Below are 23,550 nucleotides of genomic sequence, written 5' to 3' on the forward strand. Positions count from 1 at the left end.
CGTGAATACCCTCGAGAGCCTGCCCGTCACGCTGGACGATGTCCTGGAGGCGCAGAAGCTGCTCGACGGGATTATTACGCGGACCCCGGTGGAGTCATCCCGGGCGCTGGGCAGCATCGCCGGCGGCGACGTCTACTTCAAATGCGAGAACCTGCAACGCGCAGGCTCCTTCAAGGTGCGCGGCGCCTACGTCCGGATGGCCAAGCTCTCCGCCGAGGAGAAGAAGCGCGGCGTCGTCGCCGCCTCGGCCGGCAACCACGCCCAGGGCGTGGCCGTCGCCGCGAAGGCCCTCGGCATCAAGGCCCGCATCTACATGCCGCTGGGCGTCGCCCTGCCCAAGCTCGCCGCGACGCGCAGCCACGGCGCCGAGGTGGTGCTGCACGGCCACAACGTGGACGAGGCGCTCGCCGAGGCTAAGCGCTACGCGGACGAAACGGGTGCGGTCTTTGTGCACCCGTTCGACGACGTCGACGTCGTCGCCGGCCAGGGCACCGTCGGACTGGAGATCCTCGAGCAAATCCCCAACGTGGACACCATCCTGATGGGCGTCGGCGGCGGCGGGCTGCTGGCCGGCGTCGCCGTGGCCGTGAAGGCCCGGGCCAAGGAACTCGGCCGGGAGATCCGGATCATCGGCGTGCAGGCCGAAAACGCCGCCGCCTACCCGCCCTCGCTCGCCGCGGACGCGCTCGTGCCGCTCAAACGCGTCTCCACGATGGCCGACGGCATCGCCGTGGGCCGGCCGGGACAGCTGCCGTTCAGCATCATCCGCGAGCTGGTCGACGACGTCGTCACGGTCAGCGAGGATGCGCTGGCCCGGGCGCTGATCTTCCTGCTGGAACGGGCCAAGATGGTGGTCGAACCGGCCGGCGCCGTGGGCGTCGCCGCGCTGATGGAAGGCAAGATCGAGAACCCGGGAACCGTCGCCGTCGTGCTCTCCGGCGGCAACATCGACCCGATGCTGATGCTCAAGGTCATCCAGCGCGGCCTCTCCGCAGCCGGACGCTACATGACCGTGCGGATGATGCTGGACGACCGTCCCGGCTCGCTGGCGACCATCGCCCGGATCATTGCCGAAAACGACGCCAACGTCACCGGCCTGGACCACACCCGGGTGGGCGGCTCGATCAGCATGGGCGACGTGTCCATCACCGTCAACCTGGAAACCAAGGGCCACGAGCACTGCGAGCAGGTCCTGGGCGCGCTCCGGGCCGAGGGTTTCCAGCCGATCGTGGTGCACTAGGCGGCCGCCGTGCTCGAAGCGTCCCCAGGAGAACGGCGCTGTGACACCCCTGCGGCCCGGGCACGGCAGGGCCTGCTGGTGGTGGGCTCCTTTGTGCTGCTGCTCTACGCGATCGAGATCCTCAATACCCTGCTGCTGCACTCGCTGAACGGCACCTTCGGGCTGCGCCCGCGCTCCGCCGACGGGCTGCTGGACATCGTGACGTTTCCGTTGCTGCACGCCAACCTGGCCCACCTGCTCTCCAACACCCTGCCGCTGATCATCTTCGGCTTCCTGGTCTTCCTGTCCGGGGTGCGGGTCTTTGCGACGGCGCTGGCCTCAAGCTGGGTGGGCTCGGGCGCGACGGTCTGGCTGATCGGCGGCCACAACATCACGGTGGGGGCGTCCGGGCTGGTCTTCGGGCTCTTCGCGTTCCTGCTGGTGCGAGGCTTCTTCAACCGCCACTGGGGCCAGATCCTGCTGTCCGTGGTGCTCTTCCTGGCCTACGGCGGCATCCTCTTCGGTTTGCTGCCCATCGTGGCGGGCTACGTCTCCTGGCAGGCCCATCTGGGCGGGGCCGCCGGCGGCGTGATCGCGGCCCTGCTGCTGCGCCGCAGACGCTAGTTAAATGCCGACGCCGGCCCTCCCGCTGCAGGGGAGGGCCGGCGTCGTGCGCTGCTGCACTTAGCCGACGTACGGCTTCGCGGAGATGATCTCCACGGTGATGTCCTTGCCGTTCGGGGCGGTGTAGCTGAGCTTGTCGCCTTCCTTATGGCCGACGATGGCGGAACCCAGCGGGGACTTCTCGCTGAAAACGTCCAGGTCCGAGTCGCCGGCGATTTCGCGGGAGCCCAGCAGGAACGTCTCTTCGTCCCCGGCGATCTTGGCCACGACTATCATGCCCGGCTCGACGATTCCGTCGTCGGCAGCGGCTTCGCCCACGTGCGCATCGCGGAGCAGTACGGTCAGCTGGCGGATGCGGGCCTCGATCTTGCCCTGCTCTTCCTTGGCCGCGTGGTAGCCGCCGTTCTCCTTGAGGTCGCCTTCCTGGCGGGCAGCTTCGATCTTCTGAACGATGTCTGCACGGCCGGCGCCGGAGAGGTGGTCCAGCTCTGCCTTCAGGCGGTCAAAAGCTTCCTGGGTAAGCCAAGCTGCAGTTGCGCTGTTGGTGGTCGACACGGACTTCTCCTTTTGGTGGTCAAACAAGCTGGTCAAACAAGCAAAGACCCCGCCACGGTGGCCACTTATGGATCTCAGTAACCAGCTCAGCGGGGTAGAGGTATTGATCCATTGTAGTCAATGCTGTGGATAAACCCAAGAACCCCTGCGGCGCAGATCACACCGTGTTACGCCAGGGCTCGCTCCCGGACCCCGGCGGCCGGCCCGGTGCGGCCCGGGCTCCTGCCGGCGGACGGCTACTTGGCGGCGTCCGGAATCCAGCAGTTGTCGACGACGGCGGACACGGACTGCGATTCGGTGCGCACGCTCACCCGGTGCACGGTGGTGCGGCCGCCGTCGGTGCCGGCATCGGCGGCGTGGGGGCCGACGTCGACGACTTTCCAGCCGACGACGGCGAACTTGGCATCCAGGGCCTTGACGGCGCACTTGGCCGCCGTTTCCGGATTCTTGGTGACCTGGAAATCGACCTCGGCCACGGTGGCGTCGGGGGTGCTGTAGCCGATGTCCTTGAAGCTGACGGATTCCGTGGCCGCCGACGTCGAAATCCAGGCCATCAGGCCAATCCCGGCCGCGAGGGCAGCGATCAGGATGTTCCGCTTCGTCCGGCCGCCCAGCACGCGCTTTTGGCCGCCGTAGCGATTGGCTAGGCTGGTAGATGCCGGCGCGGGCGCGGCGGGCTGCTCCTCGGAAGTCACCAGTCCAGTTTAGTGTGGATCGGGCGGGGGAGTCGCCGCACCGCTGTTCCGCCCGTCCAGCACCGAACCCGCAGAAGAAAGAGGAGCCGTCCCACGATGACAGCGTCCCCCAGCCCGTCAGCCCCGCTTCGGCTGCTCGCCGTCCACGCGCACCCCGACGACGAGTCGAGCAAGGGCGCCGCGACCATGGCCATGTACGCAGCCTCAGGCATCGACGTGATGGTGGCCACCTGCACCGACGGGTCTCGCGGTGACATCCAGAACCCGGCTATGGAGAGCGCGCCGCACCCCAAGCGGGACATGGCGGGCGCCCGCCGGCTGGAGATGGACAATGCGGCCAAGGTCCTCGGAATCCGCCAGCGCTGGCTGGGTTTCGTCGACTCCGGCCTGCCCGAAGGCGACCCGCTGCCGCCGCTGCCCGTCGGCTCGTTCGCCACCTTGCCGCTGGAGCGGGCGGCCGCGCCGCTGGTCCGGCTGGTCCGCGCGTTCAAGCCCCAGGTCATCCTCAGCTACGACGAGAACGGCGGCTATCCGCACCCGGACCACATCATGGCGCACCGGGTCGCCGTCGAAGCGTTCGAGGCCGCCGGGGACCCGGCCCGGTACCCCGGAACCGGCGAGGCCTGGGAACCCAGCAAGCTCTACTACGACCGGGCCTTCAGCCCCGAACGGTTCCGCGCGCTGCATTACGCCCTGGAGGAAGCCGGGCTGCAGTCGCCGTACGCCGAACGGCTCGCGGCGTGGCTGGAGGCCGACGCCGAGGGGCACACCCCGCCGGCGCCCACGCACCCCACCACAACCCAGATCGAGTGCGGGGACTTCTTTGAAGCCCGCGACGACGCCCTGCGCGCGCACCGGACCCAGATCGATCCGGAGGGGTTCTTCTTCGCCGTGTCGCCGGCGATGCAGCGGCAGACCTGGCCGTGGGAAGACTACTCGCTGATCCAGTCCCGGGTCCCCGCGGACCTGCCCGAAACGGACTTCTTCGCCGGGCTAAGATAGATCCAGCAGGGACTTCTATGCCGCGTAGAAGAGCGGTATCGGAAGACCCGCAGAAGACGTTCCCCACAGAAGGTTTCCACCGTGCATTCCTTGCTCACCGCCTTGGCGACATCCCCGGCGCCCACACCGACGCCGTCGCTGCGCCCGGGGCTCAACCAGGACCAGGTCACCCCGGGCCTGCTGGGCTTCCTGCTGACCGCGTTCATCGTGGTGCTCACGGCGCTGCTGATCGTGGACATGGTGCGCCGGATCCGCCGGGTCCGGTACCGCGCCCAGGTGGAGGAAGAGCGCGCCGCTGCCGAAGCCGCCCTGAACGACCCCGACCTGAACGACGTCGGCGGGGACCTGACCGGGCTGCCGGAAAGCGGCGGCCCTGCCGGCCGCCCGCCGGCCCGCGAGGTGGACACCCGGCCGGAGCCCAACGGTGACGCAGGATCCGGAAACCGCTGACCGCGGTCCCTCCGAGGCCCGGCCCGGGGCAGCCAACGCCCTGGGCCGGGAACCCTCTGCCTACCTCCGCCAGCACGCCGGCAACCCGGTGCACTGGCAACCCTTCGGCGATGAAGCCTTCGCCTTCGCCGCCGCCCGCGACGTCCCGGTGTTCCTTTCGATCGGATACGCGGCGTGCCACTGGTGCCACGTCATGGCCCGCGAGTCCTTTGAAGACCAGGATACCGCCGACTTCCTGAACACCAATTTCGTCGCCGTGAAAGTGGACCGGGAGGAACACCCCGACGTCGACGCCGTCTACATGACCGCCACCCAGGCCATCAGCGGCGAGGGCGGCTGGCCGATGTCCGTTTTCCTCCTGCCCGACGGCCGCGCGTTCCACGCCGGCACGTACTACCCGCCCCGGCCGATGCCCGGCCGTCCCTCCTTCCGCCAGGTGCTGGAGGCGGTCCGCGAAGCCTGGCTGGAACGCCGCAGCGCCCTCGAAAAGAACGCCGAGTCCCTGGCGCGCGGCATCGCCACGGCCCAGACGGGTTCCGCCGTCCGGCTCGACGCACCCCCGCCCGCCCTTGACCCGGCGCTGCTCTCCGAGGCGGTGCGTGCGCTGGCACGAACCGAAGATGCCGCCGGGGGATTCGGCGCCGCCCCCAAGTTCCCTCCGTCGGCCGTCCTGGAGTTCCTGATCCGGCACGCCGCCGCGGGTTCCGGGACCGCGGCGGCGGCCGCGGACCTGGCCGGCCGCACGCTCGCGGCGATGGCGCGTTCGGCCCTGTTCGACCAGCTCGACGGCGGCTTCGCCCGCTACTCCGTGACCCGCGACTGGTCCGTCCCGCACTTCGAAAAGATGCTTTATGACAACGCCCAGCTGCTGCGCTGCTACACCCACTGGGTGCGGCTGGGCGGCACGGACGGCTACCCGGCCGGGGAGGCCGCCGCCGTCGCCGGCAGCACCGCGGACTGGATGCTGTCCTCGCTGGGGCTCGCGGAGTCCCCGGTAGCCACGGAGTCCCAGGTGGCCACGGAGTCCCCGGTGGCCCGGGGCAGTGCCGGCGGCGCCGCGGCGCTGGCGTCCTCCCTCGATGCGGACACCGTGGTGGACGGGGAACACTCCGAGGGTGCCAGCTATCTGTGGACCCCCGCGGAACTGACGGCGCTGCTGGGACCGGACGACGGCCCGGCCGTGGCCCGGCTGATGCATGTCCGCGACGCAGGCACCGTCTCCGACGCCGGTTCGCCGCTGCATCCCGGCCGCGCGCTGGACGGCCCGGAAACCGGGTTGTGGCGGCGGGTGCGGCCCGTGCTGCGCCAGGCCCGCGCGGCGCGGCCGCAGCCTGCCCGGGACGACAAAGTGGTGGCCGGCTGGAACGGCCTGGCCGTCGCGGCCCTGGCCGAGGCCGGCGCCGTGCTGGACCGGCCCGAACTGGTGGCCGCCGCCGAAGGGATCGCCGGCTACCTCGAGCGGGTGCACTGGAGGCCCGGGCCCGGAGCGGAGCCCGGCCGGCTGGTCCGGGTCTCCCACGACGGCGCCGCCCGCGGGATCGGCGGCCTGCTGGAGGACTACGCCTTCTGCGCGGAGGGCTTGTTCGCCCTCTACGCCGTCTCCGGGCGGACCCGCTGGTATGCCCTCGCCGACGCCATCGTGGCTGCGGCCTGCTCTCGGTTTGCCGCCGGCGGGGCGCTGCGCGACGCCGCCGGGGAATCGGCGCAGGTCCTCAACGCGCAGGGCGGCCGGGCCGGAATGGATCCCTTCGACAACGCCGCCCCCAGCGGCGCGGCCGCGTTTGCCGGGGTCCTGCTGTCCTCTGCCGCGCTGTCCGGATCCGCGGATCGCCGGGCCATGGCCGGCAACATCCTGTCCCTGCTGCCGCCGCTGGCCACCAACGCACCCCGGGTGGCAGGGTGGCTGCTGGCCACGGCGGAGGCCGCGCTGGCGGGCCCGGTGGAGGCCGCCGTCGTCGGAGCCGACACGCCGGAGCGGAGGGCGCTGCACCGCGCGCTGCTGCACTCGCCCAGCCCGGGGCTGGTGATCGCGCTCCAGGACCCGGCCGCCGACGTCGATGATGCGCAGGTGCCCCTGCTGCGGGGGCGGGCGGCGGCGCCGGACGGGGCGCCGCTGGCCTACCTGTGCCGCGGCATGGTGTGCACGCTTCCGGCGGGTTCTGTCGCGGCGCTCCGGGACCGGCTGGCTAGCATGGCTGAATGACTTCTGTGCCGGTGGTCCCGGACCCCTTTGAACTGGTGGTGTTCGACTGCGACGGCGTCCTGGTGGACTCCGAGGTGATCTCCGTCCGGGTGGACCAGCGGGTGCTGGCCGATCTCGGTTGGGAGCTGGAGATCGAGGAGATCGTGCGGCGCTTCGTCGGCCGGAGTGAGGCCAACTTCATCGCCACTGTGGAACGGCAGTTGGGCATCGAACTGGCTGAAGGCTGGGACCGGAGCTACCAGCCGTGGTACCACGAGGCCTTTGAGCGGGACCTCACGGCCGTCGACGGCGTGGAGGAGGCCCTGGACCGGATCCGGCTTCCGCACTGCGTCGCCTCCAGCGGCAGCCACGCCAAGATGCAGCGCACCCTGGGCCGGACCGGCCTGCTGCACCGCTTCGCCGGCCGCATCTTCAGCGCCACCGAAGTCGCCAACGGCAAACCCGCCCCGGACCTCTTCCTGCACGCGGCCGGGACGCTCGGGACGGCGCCGCACCGCTGCGCCGTCGTCGAGGACAGCGCCTACGGCGTGCAGGCCGCGCGGGCCGCGGGGATGCAAGTGTTCGCCTACGCGGGCGGCGTGACGCCGGCGAAACGGCTGGCCGGCCCCGGCACCACGGTCTTCCACGACATGCGCCAGCTCCCGGAGCTCATCGCCGCTGGCCGGCCGGACTGAACGGTCAGCCGACGGGAACAGCGGGCGGAGGGCGGGTCAGCCGAGGACGGCGATCGCGATCGCGATGTAGTGGGCGGCAAAGGCGAAGACGGTAAAGGCGTGGAAAAGCTCGTGGAAGCCGAAATGCTCGTAGCTGAAGTTCGGCTTCTTTAGCGCGTAGAAAACGGCGCCGGCAATGTAGAGGGCGCCGCCGACGCAGATGAGCACCGCGGCGGGAACGCTGGCGGCGAAGAAATCCGGCAGGTAGAACAGGGCGCCGCAGCCCAAGGCGATGTAGATCGGCACGTAAAGCCAGCGCGGCGCATGTGTCCAGAGCAGGCGGAAGAGTACGCCCAGCACCGCGCCGGACCAGATCACCCACAGCAGGACGACGGCGGTGGGCCGGGCCAGGAGCGCCCACGCCAGCGGTGTGTAGCTGCCGGCGATGACCAGCATGATGTTCGTGTGGTCCAACCGCTTCAGCACGATCTTCACGCCGGGGGACCAGTTTCCGCGGTGGTAGACGGCGCTGACCCCGAAGAGCAGCACACCCGTGAGGGCATAGACCGCCGAGGCGATTTTCAACTCCGTGGTGGGGGCCAGGAGCACCAGCACCAGGCCCGCGGCGAAGGCCAGCGGCGCGGTGACGGTGTGGATCCAGCCCCGCCATTTCGGCTTGATCATCAGGAGCTCGGCGATCCTGGCGGCTGCGTCGTCCACCGGGCTGTTGTCGCGGCGCGCCGGGCCGGTGCCGCTGTCCGCGGACCGTCCGGGTCCGGGCTCGGGACTGGTGCTCTCCATCCCGCCATAATAACCTACGGTGCGGTAAGTTACCGGTGAGTAGCAAAGCTGGCGGGCATGAATCGCGGCCGGGGTGCGCGCGGGAGGAGCCGTCCGGCGGGTAGCCTAGGAATGCACTGCCGTCAGACCTCAAGGAAGCCAGGTGAATCTCCGGATGGAACTGCCCGGGTTCCTGTATGGCTTCTACGAGCGCAGCCTCCAGCGGTCCCTGGACCCGGAGCGCGTCCCCAAGCACATCGGCGTGATGGTCGACGGCAACCGGCGCTGGGCCCGGCAGTTCAACGCCCCCACCAGCCAGGGCCACCAGGCCGGAGCGGACAAGATCCACGAGTTCCTCGGCTGGTGCCAGGAGCTCGGGATCAAAGTCGTCACGCTGTACATGCTCTCCACGGACAACATGAACCGTTCCGGCGAAGAGCTGGACCTGCTGATGGGCATCATCGCCAACACCCTGGACCGCCTCGACGAGGACGCCGACATCTCGGTCCACGCCATGGGCGCCCCGGAGCTGCTGCCGGACTACCTCGCCGAGCGGCTGCACAAACTCACCGCCCGTACGCCCGTACACGAAAAGATCCACGTCAACGTCGCCGTCGGCTACGGCGGCCGCCGGGAGATCGTCGACGCCGTCCGCGAACTGCTGCACGACGCCGTCGCCCGCGGCGCCGACATCGGCAAGCTGGCCGACGAACTCAGCGTCGACGATATTTCCCGCTTCCTCTACACCCGCGGCCAGCCCGATCCCGACCTCGTGATCCGCACCTCCGGGGAGCAGCGGCTGTCCGGCTTCCTGATGTGGCAAAGCGCCTACAGCGAGTTCTACTTCTGCGAGGCTCTGTGGCCGGCGTTCCGCAAGGTGGACTTCCTCCGCGCGCTGCGCGACTACGCCGGCCGGCAGCGCCGCTTCGGGTCCTGAAGCAGTTCATCCGGGCTTCACCTGATGTCTTCAAGAATCGCCGAAAAATAGACCGGCAATGCGCGGGCCGTGGACGTACGTTAATCCCATCAGCGGGCAAACCGCCGGCTGATCGGGGAGGCCAGTACATGGAGCGGAAGTTCGCACCGAATGTATGGGAGGCCGCGTCCGGCCTCGAGGCCGAGCCGCCTCACCAATAACAATTCCGGGCCAGCGGCCCGGGGCTGGAGTCGATGTGGCTATTTCTGCAGAACTGCCCGGCGTCATTTCCGACCAGGGCAAGAAAGCTACCTCTCGCGCCAAGCGAGCCACTTCCAAGACCGGCGCAGCGCATTCCGACGCTGCCGCCGGTCTTGCTGTTTCCGGGGAAGGAACAGCAAGCCGGGAGACCGCCCGAAGCTACGTCATCGACACCTCCGTTTTGCTCTCCGACCCGCGGGCGCTGCTGCGCTTCGCCGAGCACGAAGTCATCGTGCCGATCGTCGTCATCACCGAGCTTGAAAGCAAACGGCACGACCCCGAACTGGGCTACTTCGCCCGAAAGGCGCTGCGCCTGCTCGATGACCTCCGCGTGGAGCATGGCGGCCTGGACCGTGCCATCCCGCTGGGCAACGACGGCGGCACACTGATGGTCGAGATGAACCACATCTCCGCCGAGGTGCTGCCGGCCGGATTCCGCGGCGGTGACAACGACAGCCGGATCCTCGCCGTCGCCAAGAACCTCGCCAACGAGGGCCGCGACGTGACCGTGGTGTCCAAGGATTTGCCGATGCGGGTCAAGGCGTCCGCCATGGGGCTGCTCGCCGACGAATACCGCAACGAGCTGGTCAAGGATTCCGGCTGGACCGGCATCGCGGAGATCGACGCCGCCGAGGACGAAGTCGCCACCCTCTACGGCCACGAACCCGTCTTCATCCCCGCCGCGGCCGAACTTCCGGTGAACACCGGCCTGGTGCTGCTCTCCAACCGCGGCTCCGCCCTGGGCCGCGTCGGAGCCGACAAGCAGGTCCGCCTGGTCAAGGGCGACCGGGACGTCTTCGGCCTGCACGGACGCTCGGCCGAGCAGCGGCTCGCGATCGACCTCCTGATGGACCCGTCCGTGGGCATCGTGTCCCTCGGCGGCCGGGCCGGCACCGGCAAGTCCGCCCTGGCCCTGTGCGCCGGCCTCGAAGCCGTCCTGGAACGCCGGGAGCACCGCAAGGTGATCGTTTTCCGGCCGCTCTACGCGGTCGGCGGCCAGGAACTCGGCTACCTGCCCGGCTCCGAGTCCGAGAAGATGAACCCCTGGGCCCAGGCCGTCTTCGACACGCTGGGCGCGCTGGTGAGCCAGGAAGTGGTCGAAGAGGTGATGGAGCGCGGCATGCTGGAGGTCATGCCGCTCACGCACATCCGCGGCCGTTCACTCCACGACGCCTTCGTGATCGTGGACGAGGCGCAGTCGCTCGAAAAGAACGTGCTGCTCACGGTGATGAGCCGGATCGGCCAGAACTCCAAAATCGTCCTGACCCACGACGTCGCCCAGCGCGACAACCTGCGGGTCGGACGGCACGACGGCGTGGCGGCCGTCGTCGAGACCCTCAAGGGCCACCCGCTCTTCGGCCACATCACCCTCACCCGCTCCGAGCGCTCGCCGATCGCTGCGTTGGTGACGGACATGCTCGAGGGGGCTGAGATCTAGGTCGGCTTTCTTCGGCTCGCCTACTGTGGGGGCCGTGGTGGGGTTCGCCGGCCACGGCCCCTTCGCCGTGGTCTGGTTCGCCGTGGTTGGGTTCGCCGGCCACGGCCCCTTCGCCGTCGCTTAGACACGACGGTTGCCACCCGCTTCGGTCGCTGGGCGACCTTCGGGGCGGCAAGCGTCGCGATGCGCGACTACGCGAAGGAGCCGCGGCGCGGCGGGTTCGAACGGCGCCTATTGGCGAGGGCCCGCGGCGCGGCGTGTGCGTTCGTCACCGTCGCGGGGACGCGGTGTCCCGCGTAGGAGCGCATCGCCGACCAGAGCGAAGCGAAGGTCGCCCAGCGACCGCAGCGCAGCGACGGGAGGTGTCTAAGCGACGGCGGGACGCCGTGGCCCCGCTTGCGGGGTCCTACGGTTCGATCCCCAGGTATTTGGCGGTGGGGTCGTGGCCTTGGACGTCCAGGGTCCAGTCGGGGCGTTTGAAGGTGGCGGGGGTGAGGCGGACCCGCTGGGAGTCCTGGCGTTTGCCGCCCCAGTTGGCGCGGGTGGTTCCATTGAGCTCGTAGCCGAGGGAGCGGGAGACACCGAGGGACTGCTGGTTCCAGGCGGCCGCCTCGGATTCGGCGACTTCGGCGCCGAGCCAGTCAAAGGCGTAGAGGGCGACGGCGGCGCGCATTTCCTTGCCCAGTCCCTGGCCCTGCGCGCTGCGGGTGAGCCAGGAGCCGGTGCTGACCGTCTTTAAGGTGGCGAAGTCCTTGGCTTCGACGTCCTGGCAGCCGATGAACTCGCCGTCGTGCCAGATGCCGAGCAGCAGGGTCCATTCCTGCGGCGACATATTCCCGCGGCAGCGCCAGTACCATTGCGCCATGTTTGGGCCCAGCTCCTCGACCGGCATTTCCGCCCAGGGCCGGCTGAACGGGCTGCGGCCGGGTTCGTGGACGCCGTCCAGGGCCGCCTGCACCGCCGCCGGGATGTCCTCATCCCGGATGGGCCGCAGCGTCAGGCGGGGCGTGGTCAGCGTGAGGGCGAACGGTGGCCAGCAGGAGTCCGGGGAAGTCATCCCGGAAGCCTAGCGCCGCGTCCGCGCGGCCGCCAGTCACACACGCCCCGCGGGGGAGCGGCCCGGTAGCGGCAGAATCCAGTAGCATCCGAGGGTGATCCATCGACTCGGCGAACTCGGGGGAGCCGCCCCGCTGGCTTTCTGGCTGGTGCTGCTGGCATGCGCCTACTTCGCGGTAATGGCCGCGCGGCTGACGGTCATCGACGTCAGGCACCACCTGCTGCCCAACCGGATTATTTTTCCCTCCTACGCGGCGGCCGGCGTGCTCCTGGTCGGCGCGGCGGTAGCCGGCGCGGGCGCCGGGCTGTTCGGCGTGCCGGGGCTCCGGGTCGTGGCCGGCGGGGTGGTCCTCTGGCTGTTCTATTTCCTCCTGCGGGCCGTCTATCCGCCGGGGATGGGCTTTGGCGACGTCAAACTCGCCGGGGTGCTGGGCATTTATCTTGGATTTCTCGGCTGGGGGCACGTCTTTGCCGGAACGTTTGCGGCGTTCCTGTTCGGCGGGCTGTGGAGCGTGGCCCTGCTGGTTTCGCGGCGCGGAACGCTGAAATCGGATATCCCGTTCGGCCCTTTTATGCTGGCCGGCACTGCCGCTGCGATGCTGCTGCTGCCCGCGGGCTAGGCTGTCGTGATGGCCACCCCGGAATTCATCCTGAAACTGCGCGAAAAGATCGGCCACGAGAGCCTATGGATCCCCGGCGCCCGCGCCGTGGTATTCGACGACGCCGGCCGGGTCCTGCTCGGCCAGCGGGCCGACAACGGCCAGTGGGGGCTGATCACCGGGATCCTGGAACCGGGCGAGGAGCCGGCGCCCGGCCTGCTGCGGGAGGTGCTGGAGGAGACCGGCGTGGTTGCCGTCGCCGAGAGGCTCGTCTCGGTGGATGCGGTGGGCCCCACCATCTACCCCAACGGGGATGTCTGCCACTTCCTGACCATGGTGTTCCGGTGCCGCTATGTCTCCGGCGAGGCGCGGGTCAACGACGACGAATCCCTCGCCGTGGGCTGGTTCCGGCCGGAGGAGTTCCCCGAGCTGATGCCGGGCCATCTGGAATCGATCGACCAGGCCAGGGATCCGGACGGCGCAGCGCACTTCCGGAACTGACCGTCCCGGCAATATTGTCGCAGCCCCGCCGTAGCCTGCTGCCATCCAGCTCTTCAGCTGGCGACAGTGGGCCCGGGTCACGCACCCGGGCCGGAAATGGGGAAGCATGACAGATTCAGCACTGACGCACGTGTACGTGCTCCTGGACCGTTCCGGTTCCATGAGCTCCATCGCCGACGACACGGTGGGCGGCTTCGCCGCGTTCGTCCGCGAGCAGCAGGCCGTGGCGGGCCGGTGCAAGCTCTCGCTGGCGCAGTTCGACGACGTCTACGAGCTGGTCTACACCGCGGTGGATATCCAGGATGTGCCGCCGTTGGTGCTCCAGCCCCGCGGAAGCACGGCCCTGCACGACGCCATGGTACGGCTGGTCGGGGAGGCCGGCGCGGAGCTGGCGGCGCTGCCCGAACACGAACGCCCGGGCACGGTGCTCGTGGCGGTGCTGACCGACGGGCACGAAAATTCCTCCCGCGAGGCCAGCGGGGCCATGGTTAAAGCGCTGGTCGAACGCCAGCAGCACCAGTGGGGCTGGCAGTTCACCTACCTCGGAGCGAACCAGGACGCCGTCCTGACGGCGCACGGGCTGGGCATCCGGGCCGAAGACGCCCTGACCTACGCTGCCGGCAACGTGGACGCTGCCTTCTCCGGCCAGTCAGCCAAAACCCGGCGGCTGCGGGAGGCCCGGATGGCGGGCGCCAGCCTGGATGAGGCCGCAGCCTACTCCGCCTACACCGCGGAGGAGCGCCGAGCCGCCGGTGGCGAGGTTGCCCTGGAGTAGGGGCCCTGCCCGCGCCGGGGGAAGGGCAGCCGGACAGTTAAACGGAGGACGGCGGCCGGCACCTTCCGCTGGGAAGATGCCGGCCGCCGTCGGATGCTGTGCCCTGCGGGCCTCGGGCGCCGGGGTCCGGACCGGGGTCCGGGACTGACTAGGCCTTGTGCGGCGGACGCGTCATGGACATGACGTCCAGGGCGGTGTCGAGCTGCTCTTCGGTCAGCTCGCCGCGCTCCAGGAAGCCCATCGCGACGACGGTCTCGCGGATGGTGAGGCCCTCGGCAACAGCCTTCTTGGCGATCTTGGCGGCGTTCTCGTAGCCAATGAACTTGTTCAGCGGCGTGACGATGGAGGGCGAGGCCTCCGCGAGGAAGCGGGCGCGCTCGACGTTGGCGGTGATGCCGTCGATCATCTTGTCCGCCATCACGCGGCTGGTGTTGGCCAGCAGGCGGACGGATTCGAGCAGGTTGGCGGCCATCACGGGGATGCCGACGTTCAGCTCGAAGGCGCCGTTGGTGCCGGACCAGGCGATGGCCGTGTCGTTGCCGATGACCTGGGCGCAGACCATGATGGAGGCCTCGCAGATGACCGGGTTGACCTTGCCGGGCATGATCGAGGAGCCGGGCTGCAGGTCCGGGATCGCGATTTCGCCGAGGCCGGTGTTGGGGCCGGAACCCATCCAGCGCAGGTCGTTGTTGATCTTCATGAAGGAGATCGCGATGTTGCGCAGCTGGCTGGACGCTTCGATCAGCCCGTCGCGGTTGGCCTGCGCCTCGAAGTGGTCGCGGGCCTCGGTCAGCGGCAGCCCGGTGTCGGCGGCGAGGAGCTCGATGACGCGCTCCGGGAACCCGGCCGGGGTGTTGATGCCGGTGCCCACAGCGGTGCCGCCCAGCGGGACCTCGGCAACGCGGGGGAGGGAGGCGTTGATGCGCTCGATGCCGTAGCGGACCTGCGCGGCGTAGCCGCCGAACTCCTGGCCGAGCGTGACGGGGGTGGCGTCCATCAGGTGGGTGCGGCCGGACTTGACGACGTCCTTGAACTCGACGGCCTTGCGGTCCAGCGAGTCGGCGAGGTAGCCGAGCGCCGGGATCAGGTCGTTGATCAGGGCGGACGTGGCAGCCACGTGGACCGACGTCGGGAAGACATCGTTGGAGGACTGCGAGGCGTTGACGTGGTCGTTCGGGTGGACGACCTTCTCGCTGCCGGCCGCCTTGAGCGCGCGGGAGGCGAGCTCGGCAATGACCTCGTTGGTGTTCATGTTCGAGGAGGTTCCGGAACCGGTCTGGAAAACGTCGATCGGGAAGTCGCCGTCGTACTTCCCGGCGGCAACCTCGTCGGCGGCATCCGCAATCGCCTGGGCCAGCTCGCCGTCGAGCACTCCCAGTTCCGCGTTGGCCTGGGCGGCAGCCTTCTTGACCCGGGCGAGGGCCTCGATGTGGGCGCGCTCCAGGGTCTTGCCGGAGATCGGGAAGTTCTCGACTGCACGCTGCGTCTGGGCGCGGTACAGCGCGTTCACGGGGACGCGGACTTCGCCCATCGTGTCGTGTTCAATGCGGAACTCTTCAGTGTTCAAATCTGCTGTGGAAGTCATGGGGCTAGCTTATTCGGCCCAAGCGTCCCACCGAAAACCGTGAACCGGCGCTGAAACGAAGCTCCTAGAGCTCGCCGATTCCTGAGACGAGGTCCGCCCGGCCCTCGGCGAGGCGGTAGGCGAGCCCGATCACGGCGGCGCGGCCGCCCTCGACGGCGTCGGAAATCACCCGGGAGCTGTCCACGAGGCGCTGCGAAGTCTGCTTGACGTTCTCCACCACCATGTCGTTGACGTCGGTCTGCTCGTTGCGCAGGGACGTCAACACGGCGGGCGTGATGCGTTCGACCAGGCTGCGGATGAAGCCCGCCGGCATCTGGCCGGTCTCCACCGCCTCCTTGGTGGCGATAACCGCGCCGCAGCTGTCGTGGCCGAGGACCACGATCAGCGGCACGCCCAGGACGCCGATGCTGTATTCCAGCGAGCCCAGGACGGCGTCGTCGATCACCTGCCCGGCGGTGCGGACGACGAAGGCGTCCCCCAGGCCGAGGTCGAAGATGATCTCCGCGGCGAGGCGGGAATCGGCGCAGCCGAAGATGACCGCAAAGGGGTTCTGGGTCTCCACCAGCGAGGAACGCCGCGAGGCGTCCTGGTTCGGGTGCGAGGATTCGCCGGCGACGAAACGGTCATTGCCTTCGCGCAGGCGGCGCCAGGCGAGGGCTGGAGTCAGCGTAGTAGTCACCCTGCTTACTTTACGGCGCCGGAGTGCCCGACGGGGAACTTGTTGCGGCCGGGTTACTTTCCAGCGACTTCACCACCGCGGCGGCGAGCACGGAGAACTCCTCCAGCTGCGCGGGCCCGGTCAGGATGACGGTGGTCCCGCGGTAGTCCAGCACCATGGACTTCTCGCCCTTGCCCGTGTCGCGCAGCTCCCAGTCGCGGCCGCCGGCGTTCCGGGTGCCGGTCACCGGGGCGTTTTTGGTCTGCTGCAGCAGCCAGGTCGGATTGGCCTGCCGGGTCTGGACCAGGCCGATGAAAGATTCCTTGGGCGTCAGGTAGCCGACCTCCCAGGTGGCCACGCCGCTGCCGGAGCCGGACTCCCAGCGGGCGTAATTTGACCGGAATGTGTCGCCCGTTTCCGGCGCGACCGGTGTGAATCCCGCCACACCCGCGGCGTTCCCTGCGATGGCGCTGACGTTGATGTCCGGGCGGTAGCCGTCGCTCTTGGGCGACGGGTTCATTAAGACCACCGGCAGGAAGGCGCCGATGCTCAGGACCAGCGCAATGATCATGCCGATCACTGAGGCGTTGGCCCGCTTTGCCGCCGCGGCGCGGATGACGGGCCTGACGGGCTGCTCGCCGGCGGCGCTGTTGGTGTCTTGTCGTGCTCCGCCGGCGGGCGATCCGGCAGCCTCGGGCGGCGTGTCCTGCAATTCGTTCACCCCTCTATAGTCGCCCATTTCGGACCGATCTCACATTCGGCGGTTGGGCGCCGGGCGCAAGCCGGCGTTCCACGGTTCGGCCATTCCATGACCGATGGAGGCCGCCGCGACTATGATCAGTAACAGACGAATCACCGCGGCCGCCGGAGACCGGCTGCCACGGGTTCAATGATCGCCACTCGAAGAAGAGGTTCACGTGTCACCAGCGTCCATGACCCAGAAGTACTCCACGCTTTCCCCGTCGCTCGCCGTCGGCATCGACGAGCCTGACCGCAACCTTGCTCTGGAACTGGTCCGCGTCACCGAGGCCGCGGCCATCGCCGGCGGCCACTGGGTCGGGTTCGGCGACAAGAACAAGGCCGACGGCGCCGCCGTCGACGCCATGCGCTCCTTCCTGCAGACCGTCCACTTCAACGGCGTAGTGGTCATCGGCGAAGGCGAAAAAGATGAAGCCCCCATGCTGTTCAACGGCGAGCGTGTCGGCGACGGCACCGGCCCCGAGTGCGACGTCGCCGTCGACCCGATCGACGGAACCCGGCTGACCGCGCTCGGCATCAACAATGCCCTCGCTGTCCTGGCCGTGGCCGAACGTGGTTCCATGTTCGACCCCTCCGCGGTGTTCTACATGGAGAAACTGGTCACCGGCCCGGAGGCTGCCGACATGGTCGACCTGCGCCTCCCGGTCAAGCAGAACCTGCACCTCATCGCCAAGGCCAAGGGCGTCAAGGTCAACCAGCTCAACGTGATGATCCTGGACCGTGACCGGCACCGCCCGCTGGTCGAGGAAATCCGCGAGGCCGGCGCCCGCACGAAGTTCATCATGGACGGCGACGTCGCCGGCGCCATCGCCGCGGCCCGGGCCGGAACCGGCGTCGACGCCCTGATGGGCATCGGCGGAACGCCGGAAGGCATCGTCGCGGCCTGCGCGATCAAGTCCCTCGGCGGCGTCATCCAGGGCCGGCTGTGGCCCACCAGCGACGAAGAGAAGCAGAAGGCGATCGACGCCGGACACGACCTGGACCGGGTGCTCTCCACCAACGACCTGGTCTCCAGCGACAACTGCTACTTCGCTGCCACCGGCATCACCGACGGCGACCTGCTCAAGGGTGTCCGCTACTCCAAGGACAAGGTCCTCACCCAGTCCATCGTGATGCGCTCCAAGTCGGGCACCATCCGCTTTGTGGACGGCGAGCACCAGGCCAGCAAGTGGGAGGGCTACGCCCGCAAGAACTAGCGCGGGTGCCGCTTGGGCAGATCCCGGGATGCCGTCTGCGGGGTCTCCCGGGGCCCGCCTTGCCGTGCTTCAGCCGTCATTGGATAGGGTGGAGCCATGACTTGGCTTGTTACTGGCGGTGCAGGATATATCGGTTCCCATGTGGTCGCGGCGTTGCGCGCGGCGTCCATGCCGCCGGTGGTGGTGGATTCGCTGTCCAGCGGCCACCGCGAGTTCGTCCCGGACGAGGTGCCTTTTGTGCACGGAAACATCCTCGACGACGAGCTCATGGCCCGGACCATGCTCGACCACGGGGTGACCGGCGTGATCCACCTCGCCGGTTTCAAGTACGCCGGCGTCTCCGTCCAGGAGCCGCTGCTCACCTATGAACAAAACGTCACCGGCACCGCGGCACTGCTGAAGGCGATGGAGCTCGCCGGGGTGGACAAGCTGGTCTTCTCCTCCTCCGCAGCCACGTACGGCACCCCTTCCGGGGACATTGTCACCGAAGACACCCCCACCCGGCCGGAATCCCCGTACGGCGAGAGCAAGCTCATCGGCGAGTGGCTCATCCGCGACCAGGGACGGGCACGCGGGCTGCAGCACACCTCGCTGCGTTACTTCAACGTCGTCGGCTCCGGATCGCCCGAGCTCTACGACACGAGCCCGCACAACCTTTTCCCGATCGTGCTGCGGGCGCTGACGTCGGGGAAGATCCCAAAGATCCTCGGCACCGACTACAACACTGCCGACGGCACGTGCGTGCGCGACTACGTCCACGTTGCCGACCTCGCGTTGTCCCACGTGGCGGCCGCCCAGGCCCTCGCTGCGGGCCGGCCGCTGGAACGTGTCTACAACCTTGGGTCCGGCGACGGGCTCTCGGTCCGGCAGATCATGACGGCCATGGCACAGGTGACCGGCATCGACTTTGAACCGGAGATCGGGCCCCGGCGGCCCGGGGATCCTGACCGGATTGTCGCCGACGGCGCCCTGGCCGCCCGCGACCTTGACTGGAAGATGCGCCACTCCGTCGAGGCGATGGTGGCCAGCGCCTATGAGGCACAGAAACGCGCGGTCTCGGCCGGAGGCTAGCCCCGGCGTTCCGTCGCCGGCGCGCTGCCCCGGGTAACTGTGCCCGCTGGTGTCCGCGCTACCTGCGGACCTTGGCGCGCAGTCCGGCGGCGAGCTTCTTCCCGGACTGGGCGGCCTTGCGCGCGAGCTGGTACGCGCCGTAGCGGAGCTTCTGCACCGGCAGGTCCCAGGTCCCCGGATACGCGGCCTCGTATCCGCCGAAGGACTTCTTGAACGCCGTGAAACCGGCCCATTTATGATCGGGCTGGTCCGCCGGCGCCACACCCCAGAGGTCCACGTGCGCCAGGCCCTTGTCCTTGGCGTCGGCCATCAGTGTCACCAGCAGCGGAATGCCGGCGCTGAGCTTCCGGTAGGTGTCGTCCAGGGCGGCGTGGGCGTAGGTGCGGGTATCCGCCGAGTCGTAGGCCAGGGCGGCGGCGATCGGCTCGCCCTCCAGTTCCGCGATGAACAGCGTGGCGGCGCCGGCCGGCATCAGCGACCGCGCCACCTGGCTGAGGTACTCGTCACTTTGCGGCTTGAAGCCGTTGCGCGCCGCGGTCAGGTGCAGGAACTTCAGCAGCACGGATATTTCCGCCGGATCCTGGCTGGACCGGAACGTCACGCCCTTCTTATGGATGTTGCGGTAGAGGTTGCGGTTTACCGGCTTCATGTCCGCCAAGACGTCCTTGAAGTCGCGGCCCAGGTCCACGATCCAGCTCAGTTCGGGCTGCAGGTTCGCCGGCGCGGGCTGCAGGCCGCGGCTGCGCAGCACGGTCCCGGCGTCGGAGGCGGCAAACCCGGCGTCGACCGGTTCCAGCCGGACAAACACCGCCCCGCACCGGCGGGCCAGCGCCGTCAGGGACTCGAGGGCGGCGTCGAAGGCGGGGAGCGAATCGGCCAGCGGCCCGTACGGCACGTAAAGCAGTTTGCCGGCCGGGTTGCTTTCCTCCACGGCCAGGAAACGCCAGCCGTCGCCGGAGAGTTCGTGCACGGTGCGGCCCAGGGCGCGCTGGACGTCGGCCCAGTGCGGGCCCTGCAGGAAGTAATCCACGGTTCAGGCCTTCATTCCGGTAGTAACAGCAAAGGCCACGGCGGGCCCGGTGGCACCGGCGACGGGGTGCACGTTGACCGGCGCCTCGGCGGCCGGCAGGAACGCGGAGGCGCCGCGTTCCAGCTGCAGGTCGCCCTTGGGGGAGTCCAGCAGGACCGCGCCGGAGACCACGATGATCACTGCGGCCCCGGACTGCGCCAGCGGGACCGGCTCCGCGCCCGGCAGCAATTCCACCCGCTGCAGCGCGAATTCCCGGAACGGCGGCCGGTAAAGTTCCTGGCCCAGCATGGTGGTCTCGGCGGAGAGCATGGGGACGCCAACGGCTTCGAAGGCGACCGTGGACAGCAGCTCCGGTACGTCCACGAACTTCGGCGTCAGGCCGCCGCGGAGCACGTTGTCCGAGGAGGCCATCACCTCGATGCCCAGGCCGCGCAGGTAGGCGTGCACGTTGCCGGCCGGCAGGTACACGGCCTCGCCGGGCGCCAGCGAGATCCGGTTCAGCAGCAGCGAGACCAGCACCCCGGGATCCCCGGGGTACTCCTGGTTGAGGTTCACCACCGTGGTCAGCTCCGCCACGTGGGGCCCCATCGGCGCTCCGGAGACCAGCGCAGCGACGACGGCGTCCGTCGCCGCCGTGACATCCCCGCCGCCGGCGATCAGCCGCTCGAAGGCGGAGCGCAGCGCGGCCGGCTCGTCCGGCCGGGCCAGGTCGTCCAGCAGCCGGGGGAGCAGGGCCGGCAGCTCCAGTCCGGCGAGGTCAAAGGCCGCCGCCAGGTGCGCGAATACGGCCCGCGACTCCGCCGCCGGGCGGAAGCCGCACAGCGCCTCGAACGGCGTCAGGGCAAAGATCATTTCCGGCTTGTGGTTGTCGTCCTTGTAATTCCGCGTGGCGGCGGAGCGGTCGACGCCGGCCGCCTCCTCGCGGGCGAACCCGGCCCGCGCCTGCTCCAGCGTCGGGTGCACCTGCAGGGACAGCGGGCGCTCCGCAGCCAGGACCTTGAGCAGGAACGGCAGCCGCGGACCGAACTCCGCAACACTGTCGGCCCCCAGATGGTGTTCCGGGTCAGCGGCAATCAGCCCGTCCAGGGCCAGCCGTCCGCCGTCGTCCGCCGCGGGCCCTTCCGCCCCGGTGAGAGCCAGGGAGGGGGAATCCGGGTGGGCGCCGATCCACAGCTCGGCCTCCGGGCCGCCGGACGCCGGCCGGCCAAGCAGCCCGGCAATCGCGGTGGTGGACCCCCAGGCGTAGGGCCGGAGGACGTTCTCAAGTTCGTACACGGAATACCTATCTGCTCGGGGAGAGCCGGGGACTGGAGCGTGCGGATAAGACGGACCAAGCGCCCGGTGCTACAAGGGGGCGCACTGGCCGTTGGTCGCAACCAGGTTGCGGATGGACTGCTCATCCCCGTTGCGCTTGAAGTCGTTGAGCATCTGTTCCGTGATCGGCTCGCCCTCGGGCGTGGTGGTCACGGGGGTGAAGTCCGGCGACGGCGACGGCGCGGGCTGCGTGCCGGGAACCGCCCGGGGCACCCCGCCGGCGGCGGAGAGCGGACCGGGCGCCGCGGCCGGCTGCCGGACGGAGTCGTCGGCCGGCCCCGCCACGGGCGCGGGACCCAGCAGCTTGTCCACCGCCTGGTGGATCTTGTTGAAGTCCGGCACCGTGGAGAAGGAAGCGTCGAAGTCCGGCGGGCCGATTGTCAGCCGGCTCACGGGCTGGCCCTTGGACTTCATCGCGAGGTCCACGAAGCTGCCGAGCTGGCTGGCGGAGACGTTGGAATCGACCACCTTGGTGCCGGCCTTGACGATGCCCTCGAACTTCGAAAGCAGCGTCGCCGGATCCATCTGCTTGAGCATTGCCTGCTGGACACACTGCTGGCGTGCGATGCGGGCGTAGTCGTCCACGAATTCGCGGGAACGGCCGTACCAGAGGGCGTGGTAGCCGTCCAGCTTGTTGTCGCCGGCCGGGATCCAGCCCAGCGGCATACCGTGGATGCCGTTGGCTTCGTCAATCGTCTCGCCGCTGATCGGGACCCAGCCGCCGGCCTTGATCCGGATGCCGCCCATCGCGTCGATGAGCTTGGCGAAGCCGTCCATATCCACCAGGACGTAGGCCTGGACCTTGATGCCGAGGGTGCCGGACACCGCCTCCAGCGTGGCCTGCGCGCCCGGATCCTGCACCCCGGGATAGAGGTCCTCGTACTTGTTGGTGACCTCGGTGTTGATGGCGTTGATGAGGCACTCATTGCCGCAGTCGTAGCCGTCCGGGTAGATCTTGCGCATCGGAGAGTCCGCGCTGAACTGGGCGTTCTGCAGGTTGCGCGGTATGGAAATGATGGCGGCCTTGCCGGTCTTGGCATCCACGCTGATCACGGACAGGCTGTCCGGCCGGCGGCCGGTGCGGTCCGCCCCGGCGTCGCCGCCCATCATCAGGAAGTTGTAGCGGCCCTCGGACGGTTCCATCGCGGGGCCGTTGGCGAAGATGGTGCCGATCGCGTCCCGGCCGACGTTCAGCAGGTAGGCCGCGTAGCCCAGGCTGCCGCTGCTGAGCAGCATGGCCAGTAGCAGGGCGACGACGACGGCGGCCCGTGTCCCGGTCTCGAGCAGAACCGGGCGGATCAGGCGGAGGGTGTTGAGGAACAGCGCCGCCCAGCCGAGGGCAAGAGCCGCGAGTACGACGACCAGCACCAGCGCGGTGGCGGGGTTGGCGATGAGGTTGATCAGGGTCGGCCGGGACACCACCAGCAGGACGAGCGCCGCTGCCACCAGGAACCAGGCCGTGAGGGTGACCCGGAGTGCGATGCGCCCCAGCCGGCGGTTGCCCGCGACGGTCTGCGCACTGCCCGGGACCAGCAGCGTCATCAGGATCAGCAGGAAGGCGCGCTTGGCCAGCACCGGCGACGCGGCTCCGGCGGGGTAGCGGACCGGGTCCGTCAGGACGCCCCGCGGCGGCTGCGATTTTTCCCGCGCAGCGGCGAAACCTTTGCTCATCTGCGCAATCCCTACCGGCCGCCCCGCGGAACGTTGTTTTCGTCGGAAAAGACGTCGGCCACCTTGCTGCGCAGGTTCGCGCCCTTGCGGGTGGCGGCGTCGTTGAGTTCCTGGGCAAACTGCAGCAGATCGGCCCGCAACTGGTCCGCGAGGGCATCCGTGCCCGAGGCCAGCATCCGCACCGCGAGCAGGCCGGCGTTGCGGGCTCCGGCGATCGAGACCGTGGCGACCGGGACGCCGGCGGGCATCTGCACGATGGACAGCAGCGAGTCCATCCCGTCCAGGGTCTTAAGCGGCACCGGCACGCCGATCACCGGCAGCGGGGTCACGGAGGCGAGCATGCCGGGAAGGTGCGCAGCGCCCCCGGCGCCGGCAATGATGACGCGCAGGCCGCGCTCGTGGGCGGTCTGCCCGTAGCGGATCATCTCGGTGGGCATGCGGTGGGCGGAGACGACGTCGGCCTCGAAGGGAATGCCGAATTCGGCCAGCGCCTCGGCGGCGGCCTCCATCACGGGCCAGTCGGAGTCCGAGCCCATCAC

24 protein-coding genes are annotated in these 23,550 nt (G+C 69.3%); 13 read left to right on the forward strand and 11 right to left on the reverse strand.

Features of this window, described 5'->3' with window-relative positions:
- Position 1 precedes the first annotated feature (1 nt).
- Both ilvA and AC1MBE_RS14435 read left to right on the forward strand, forming a co-directional pair.
- Positions 2 to 1,240, forward strand: coding sequence for a threonine ammonia-lyase (ilvA, locus tag AC1MBE_RS14430; RefSeq protein ID WP_479779191.1), 1,239 nt, complete (start codon positions 2 to 4; stop codon positions 1,238 to 1,240).
- 9 nt (positions 1,241 to 1,249) lie between these two features.
- A complete protein-coding gene (locus AC1MBE_RS14435; protein ID WP_479779192.1) occupies positions 1,250 to 1,843 on the forward strand; it encodes a rhomboid family intramembrane serine protease in 594 nt (197 codons plus the stop codon).
- A 60-nt stretch (positions 1,844 to 1,903) separates the two neighbouring features.
- On the opposite strand, the gene greA is transcribed toward AC1MBE_RS14435, so the two are convergent.
- Together greA and AC1MBE_RS14445 are read right to left on the reverse strand one after the other, a co-directional pair.
- Complete coding sequence (gene greA / locus AC1MBE_RS14440) at positions 1,904 to 2,398, reverse strand: transcription elongation factor GreA (RefSeq protein WP_346959484.1); 495 nt, start codon at positions 2,396 to 2,398, stop codon at positions 1,904 to 1,906.
- A gap of 236 nt (positions 2,399 to 2,634) precedes the next feature.
- Positions 2,635 to 3,093: a DUF4307 domain-containing protein gene (locus AC1MBE_RS14445; protein ID WP_479779193.1), complete on the reverse strand. Its 459-nt coding sequence runs from the start codon at positions 3,091 to 3,093 to the stop codon at positions 2,635 to 2,637.
- A 96-nt stretch (positions 3,094 to 3,189) separates the two neighbouring features.
- Between AC1MBE_RS14445 and mca the strand changes: the two genes are divergently transcribed.
- The 4 genes from mca (at position 3,190) to AC1MBE_RS14465 (ending at position 7,422) form a co-directional block, all read left to right on the forward strand.
- Positions 3,190 to 4,095, forward strand: coding sequence for a mycothiol conjugate amidase Mca (mca, locus tag AC1MBE_RS14450; RefSeq protein WP_479779194.1), 906 nt, complete (start codon positions 3,190 to 3,192; stop codon positions 4,093 to 4,095).
- A gap of 81 nt (positions 4,096 to 4,176) precedes the next feature.
- Positions 4,177 to 4,545, forward strand: coding sequence for a hypothetical protein (locus tag AC1MBE_RS14455; RefSeq protein WP_479779195.1), 369 nt, complete (start codon positions 4,177 to 4,179; stop codon positions 4,543 to 4,545).
- Positions 4,520 to 6,748: a thioredoxin domain-containing protein gene (locus tag AC1MBE_RS14460; RefSeq protein ID WP_479779196.1), complete on the forward strand. Its 2,229-nt coding sequence runs from the start codon at positions 4,520 to 4,522 to the stop codon at positions 6,746 to 6,748. Before AC1MBE_RS14455 ends, AC1MBE_RS14460 begins: the two co-directional genes overlap by 26 nt.
- Positions 6,745 to 7,422 carry an HAD family hydrolase gene (locus AC1MBE_RS14465; RefSeq protein WP_479779197.1) on the forward strand — a complete coding sequence of 226 codons (678 nt, stop codon included), beginning with the start codon at positions 6,745 to 6,747 and terminating at the stop codon, positions 7,420 to 7,422. Before AC1MBE_RS14460 ends, AC1MBE_RS14465 begins: the two co-directional genes overlap by 4 nt.
- A 36-nt stretch (positions 7,423 to 7,458) precedes the next feature.
- On the opposite strand, the gene trhA is transcribed toward AC1MBE_RS14465, so the two are convergent.
- A complete protein-coding gene (gene trhA, locus AC1MBE_RS14470) occupies positions 7,459 to 8,202 on the reverse strand; it encodes a PAQR family membrane homeostasis protein TrhA (RefSeq protein ID WP_479779198.1) in 744 nt (247 codons plus the stop codon).
- 154 nt (positions 8,203 to 8,356) lie between these two features.
- Here trhA and AC1MBE_RS14475 point away from each other — a divergent pair, with 154 nt between their 5' ends.
- Complete coding sequence (locus AC1MBE_RS14475; protein ID WP_479782627.1) at positions 8,357 to 9,118, forward strand: isoprenyl transferase; 762 nt, start codon at positions 8,357 to 8,359, stop codon at positions 9,116 to 9,118.
- A 235-nt stretch (positions 9,119 to 9,353) separates the two neighbouring features.
- The gene (locus tag AC1MBE_RS14480; RefSeq protein ID WP_479779199.1) at positions 9,354 to 10,796 is read left to right on the forward strand and encodes a PhoH family protein; all 1,443 of its coding nucleotides are present in this window, start codon (positions 9,354 to 9,356) and stop codon (positions 10,794 to 10,796) included.
- Positions 10,797 to 11,202: 406 nt separating this feature from the next.
- Here AC1MBE_RS14480 and AC1MBE_RS14485 read toward each other — a convergent pair whose 3' ends face one another.
- Entirely contained in the window at positions 11,203 to 11,853 is a 651-nt protein-coding gene (locus AC1MBE_RS14485; protein ID WP_479779200.1) for a GNAT family N-acetyltransferase, read from the reverse strand.
- Between the two features lie 94 nt (positions 11,854 to 11,947).
- Between AC1MBE_RS14485 and AC1MBE_RS14490 the strand changes: the two genes are divergently transcribed.
- From AC1MBE_RS14490 to AC1MBE_RS14500, 3 genes are all read left to right on the forward strand, one after another.
- On the forward strand, positions 11,948 to 12,472 hold the full coding sequence (locus tag AC1MBE_RS14490; protein WP_479779201.1) for a prepilin peptidase: 525 nt from the start codon (positions 11,948 to 11,950) through the stop codon (positions 12,470 to 12,472).
- 9 nt (positions 12,473 to 12,481) lie between these two features.
- Positions 12,482 to 12,952: an NUDIX hydrolase gene (locus AC1MBE_RS14495; protein ID WP_479779202.1), complete on the forward strand. Its 471-nt coding sequence runs from the start codon at positions 12,482 to 12,484 to the stop codon at positions 12,950 to 12,952.
- A gap of 106 nt (positions 12,953 to 13,058) precedes the next feature.
- Positions 13,059 to 13,727: a VWA domain-containing protein gene (locus tag AC1MBE_RS14500; RefSeq protein WP_479779203.1), complete on the forward strand. Its 669-nt coding sequence runs from the start codon at positions 13,059 to 13,061 to the stop codon at positions 13,725 to 13,727.
- A 148-nt stretch (positions 13,728 to 13,875) separates the two neighbouring features.
- Here the strand turns inward: AC1MBE_RS14500 and AC1MBE_RS14505 are convergent, their stop codons facing one another.
- The 3 genes from AC1MBE_RS14505 to AC1MBE_RS14515 all read right to left on the reverse strand — a co-directional run bounded on the left by AC1MBE_RS14505 (position 13,876) and on the right by AC1MBE_RS14515 (position 16,691).
- Positions 13,876 to 15,312: a class II fumarate hydratase gene (locus AC1MBE_RS14505; RefSeq protein ID WP_479779204.1), complete on the reverse strand. Its 1,437-nt coding sequence runs from the start codon at positions 15,310 to 15,312 to the stop codon at positions 13,876 to 13,878.
- A gap of 64 nt (positions 15,313 to 15,376) precedes the next feature.
- Positions 15,377 to 15,991: a carbonic anhydrase gene (locus AC1MBE_RS14510; protein ID WP_479779205.1), complete on the reverse strand. Its 615-nt coding sequence runs from the start codon at positions 15,989 to 15,991 to the stop codon at positions 15,377 to 15,379.
- 10 nt (positions 15,992 to 16,001) lie between these two features.
- Positions 16,002 to 16,691 carry a DUF4245 domain-containing protein gene (locus tag AC1MBE_RS14515; protein ID WP_479779206.1) on the reverse strand — a complete coding sequence of 230 codons (690 nt, stop codon included), beginning with the start codon at positions 16,689 to 16,691 and terminating at the stop codon, positions 16,002 to 16,004.
- Positions 16,692 to 16,902: 211 nt separating this feature from the next.
- Here AC1MBE_RS14515 and glpX point away from each other — a divergent pair, with 211 nt between their 5' ends.
- Together glpX and galE are read left to right on the forward strand one after the other, a co-directional pair.
- Positions 16,903 to 17,925 (forward strand): class II fructose-bisphosphatase, encoded by a 1,023-nt coding sequence (gene glpX / locus AC1MBE_RS14520; RefSeq protein WP_346959535.1) that lies wholly within the window; start codon positions 16,903 to 16,905, stop codon positions 17,923 to 17,925.
- Between the two features lie 96 nt (positions 17,926 to 18,021).
- Positions 18,022 to 18,996 carry a UDP-glucose 4-epimerase GalE gene (gene galE, locus AC1MBE_RS14525; RefSeq protein WP_479779207.1) on the forward strand — a complete coding sequence of 325 codons (975 nt, stop codon included), beginning with the start codon at positions 18,022 to 18,024 and terminating at the stop codon, positions 18,994 to 18,996.
- A gap of 58 nt (positions 18,997 to 19,054) precedes the next feature.
- Here galE and AC1MBE_RS14530 read toward each other — a convergent pair whose 3' ends face one another.
- The 4 genes from AC1MBE_RS14530 to purE all read right to left on the reverse strand — a co-directional run bounded on the left by AC1MBE_RS14530 (position 19,055) and on the right by purE (position 23,547).
- Positions 19,055 to 20,026, reverse strand: a complete 972-nt coding sequence (locus AC1MBE_RS14530; RefSeq protein WP_479779208.1) for a lipid II:glycine glycyltransferase FemX — start codon at positions 20,024 to 20,026, stop codon at positions 19,055 to 19,057.
- 3 nt (positions 20,027 to 20,029) lie between these two features.
- Entirely contained in the window at positions 20,030 to 21,301 is a 1,272-nt protein-coding gene (manA, locus tag AC1MBE_RS14535) for a mannose-6-phosphate isomerase, class I (RefSeq protein ID WP_479779209.1), read from the reverse strand.
- Positions 21,302 to 21,370: 69 nt separating this feature from the next.
- Positions 21,371 to 23,011: an LCP family protein gene (locus AC1MBE_RS14540; RefSeq protein WP_479779210.1), complete on the reverse strand. Its 1,641-nt coding sequence runs from the start codon at positions 23,009 to 23,011 to the stop codon at positions 21,371 to 21,373.
- Positions 23,012 to 23,022: 11 nt separating this feature from the next.
- A complete protein-coding gene (gene purE / locus AC1MBE_RS14545) occupies positions 23,023 to 23,547 on the reverse strand; it encodes a 5-(carboxyamino)imidazole ribonucleotide mutase (RefSeq protein ID WP_479782629.1) in 525 nt (174 codons plus the stop codon).
- Positions 23,548 to 23,550 lie beyond the last annotated feature (3 nt).

Source organism: Arthrobacter sp. BG5, assembly GCF_056680155.1.

Excerpts from the sequence above, each read along its gene's own strand:
- mca (WP_479779194.1), top strand. The coding sequence starts at position 3,190 with ATGACAGCGTCCCCCAGCCCGTCAGCCCCGCTTCGGCTGCTCGCCGTC.
- AC1MBE_RS14465 (WP_479779197.1), top strand. The coding sequence starts at position 6,745 with ATGACTTCTGTGCCGGTGGTCCCGGACCCCTTTGAACTGGTGGTGTTC.
- trhA (WP_479779198.1), bottom strand. The coding sequence starts at position 8,202 with ATGGAGAGCACCAGTCCCGAGCCCGGACCCGGACGGTCCGCGGACAGC.
- AC1MBE_RS14475 (WP_479782627.1), top strand. The coding sequence starts at position 8,357 with ATGGAACTGCCCGGGTTCCTGTATGGCTTCTACGAGCGCAGCCTCCAG.
- AC1MBE_RS14485 (WP_479779200.1), bottom strand. The coding sequence starts at position 11,853 with ATGACTTCCCCGGACTCCTGCTGGCCACCGTTCGCCCTCACGCTGACC.
- AC1MBE_RS14495 (WP_479779202.1), top strand. The coding sequence starts at position 12,482 with ATGGCCACCCCGGAATTCATCCTGAAACTGCGCGAAAAGATCGGCCAC.
- AC1MBE_RS14500 (WP_479779203.1), top strand. The coding sequence starts at position 13,059 with ATGACAGATTCAGCACTGACGCACGTGTACGTGCTCCTGGACCGTTCC.
- AC1MBE_RS14505 (WP_479779204.1), bottom strand. The coding sequence starts at position 15,312 with ATGACTTCCACAGCAGATTTGAACACTGAAGAGTTCCGCATTGAACAC.
- glpX (WP_346959535.1), top strand. The coding sequence starts at position 16,903 with ATGACCCAGAAGTACTCCACGCTTTCCCCGTCGCTCGCCGTCGGCATC.
- galE (WP_479779207.1), top strand. The coding sequence starts at position 18,022 with ATGACTTGGCTTGTTACTGGCGGTGCAGGATATATCGGTTCCCATGTG.
- AC1MBE_RS14540 (WP_479779210.1), bottom strand. The coding sequence starts at position 23,011 with ATGAGCAAAGGTTTCGCCGCTGCGCGGGAAAAATCGCAGCCGCCGCGG.
- purE (WP_479782629.1), bottom strand. The coding sequence starts at position 23,547 with ATGGGCTCGGACTCCGACTGGCCCGTGATGGAGGCCGCCGCCGAGGCG.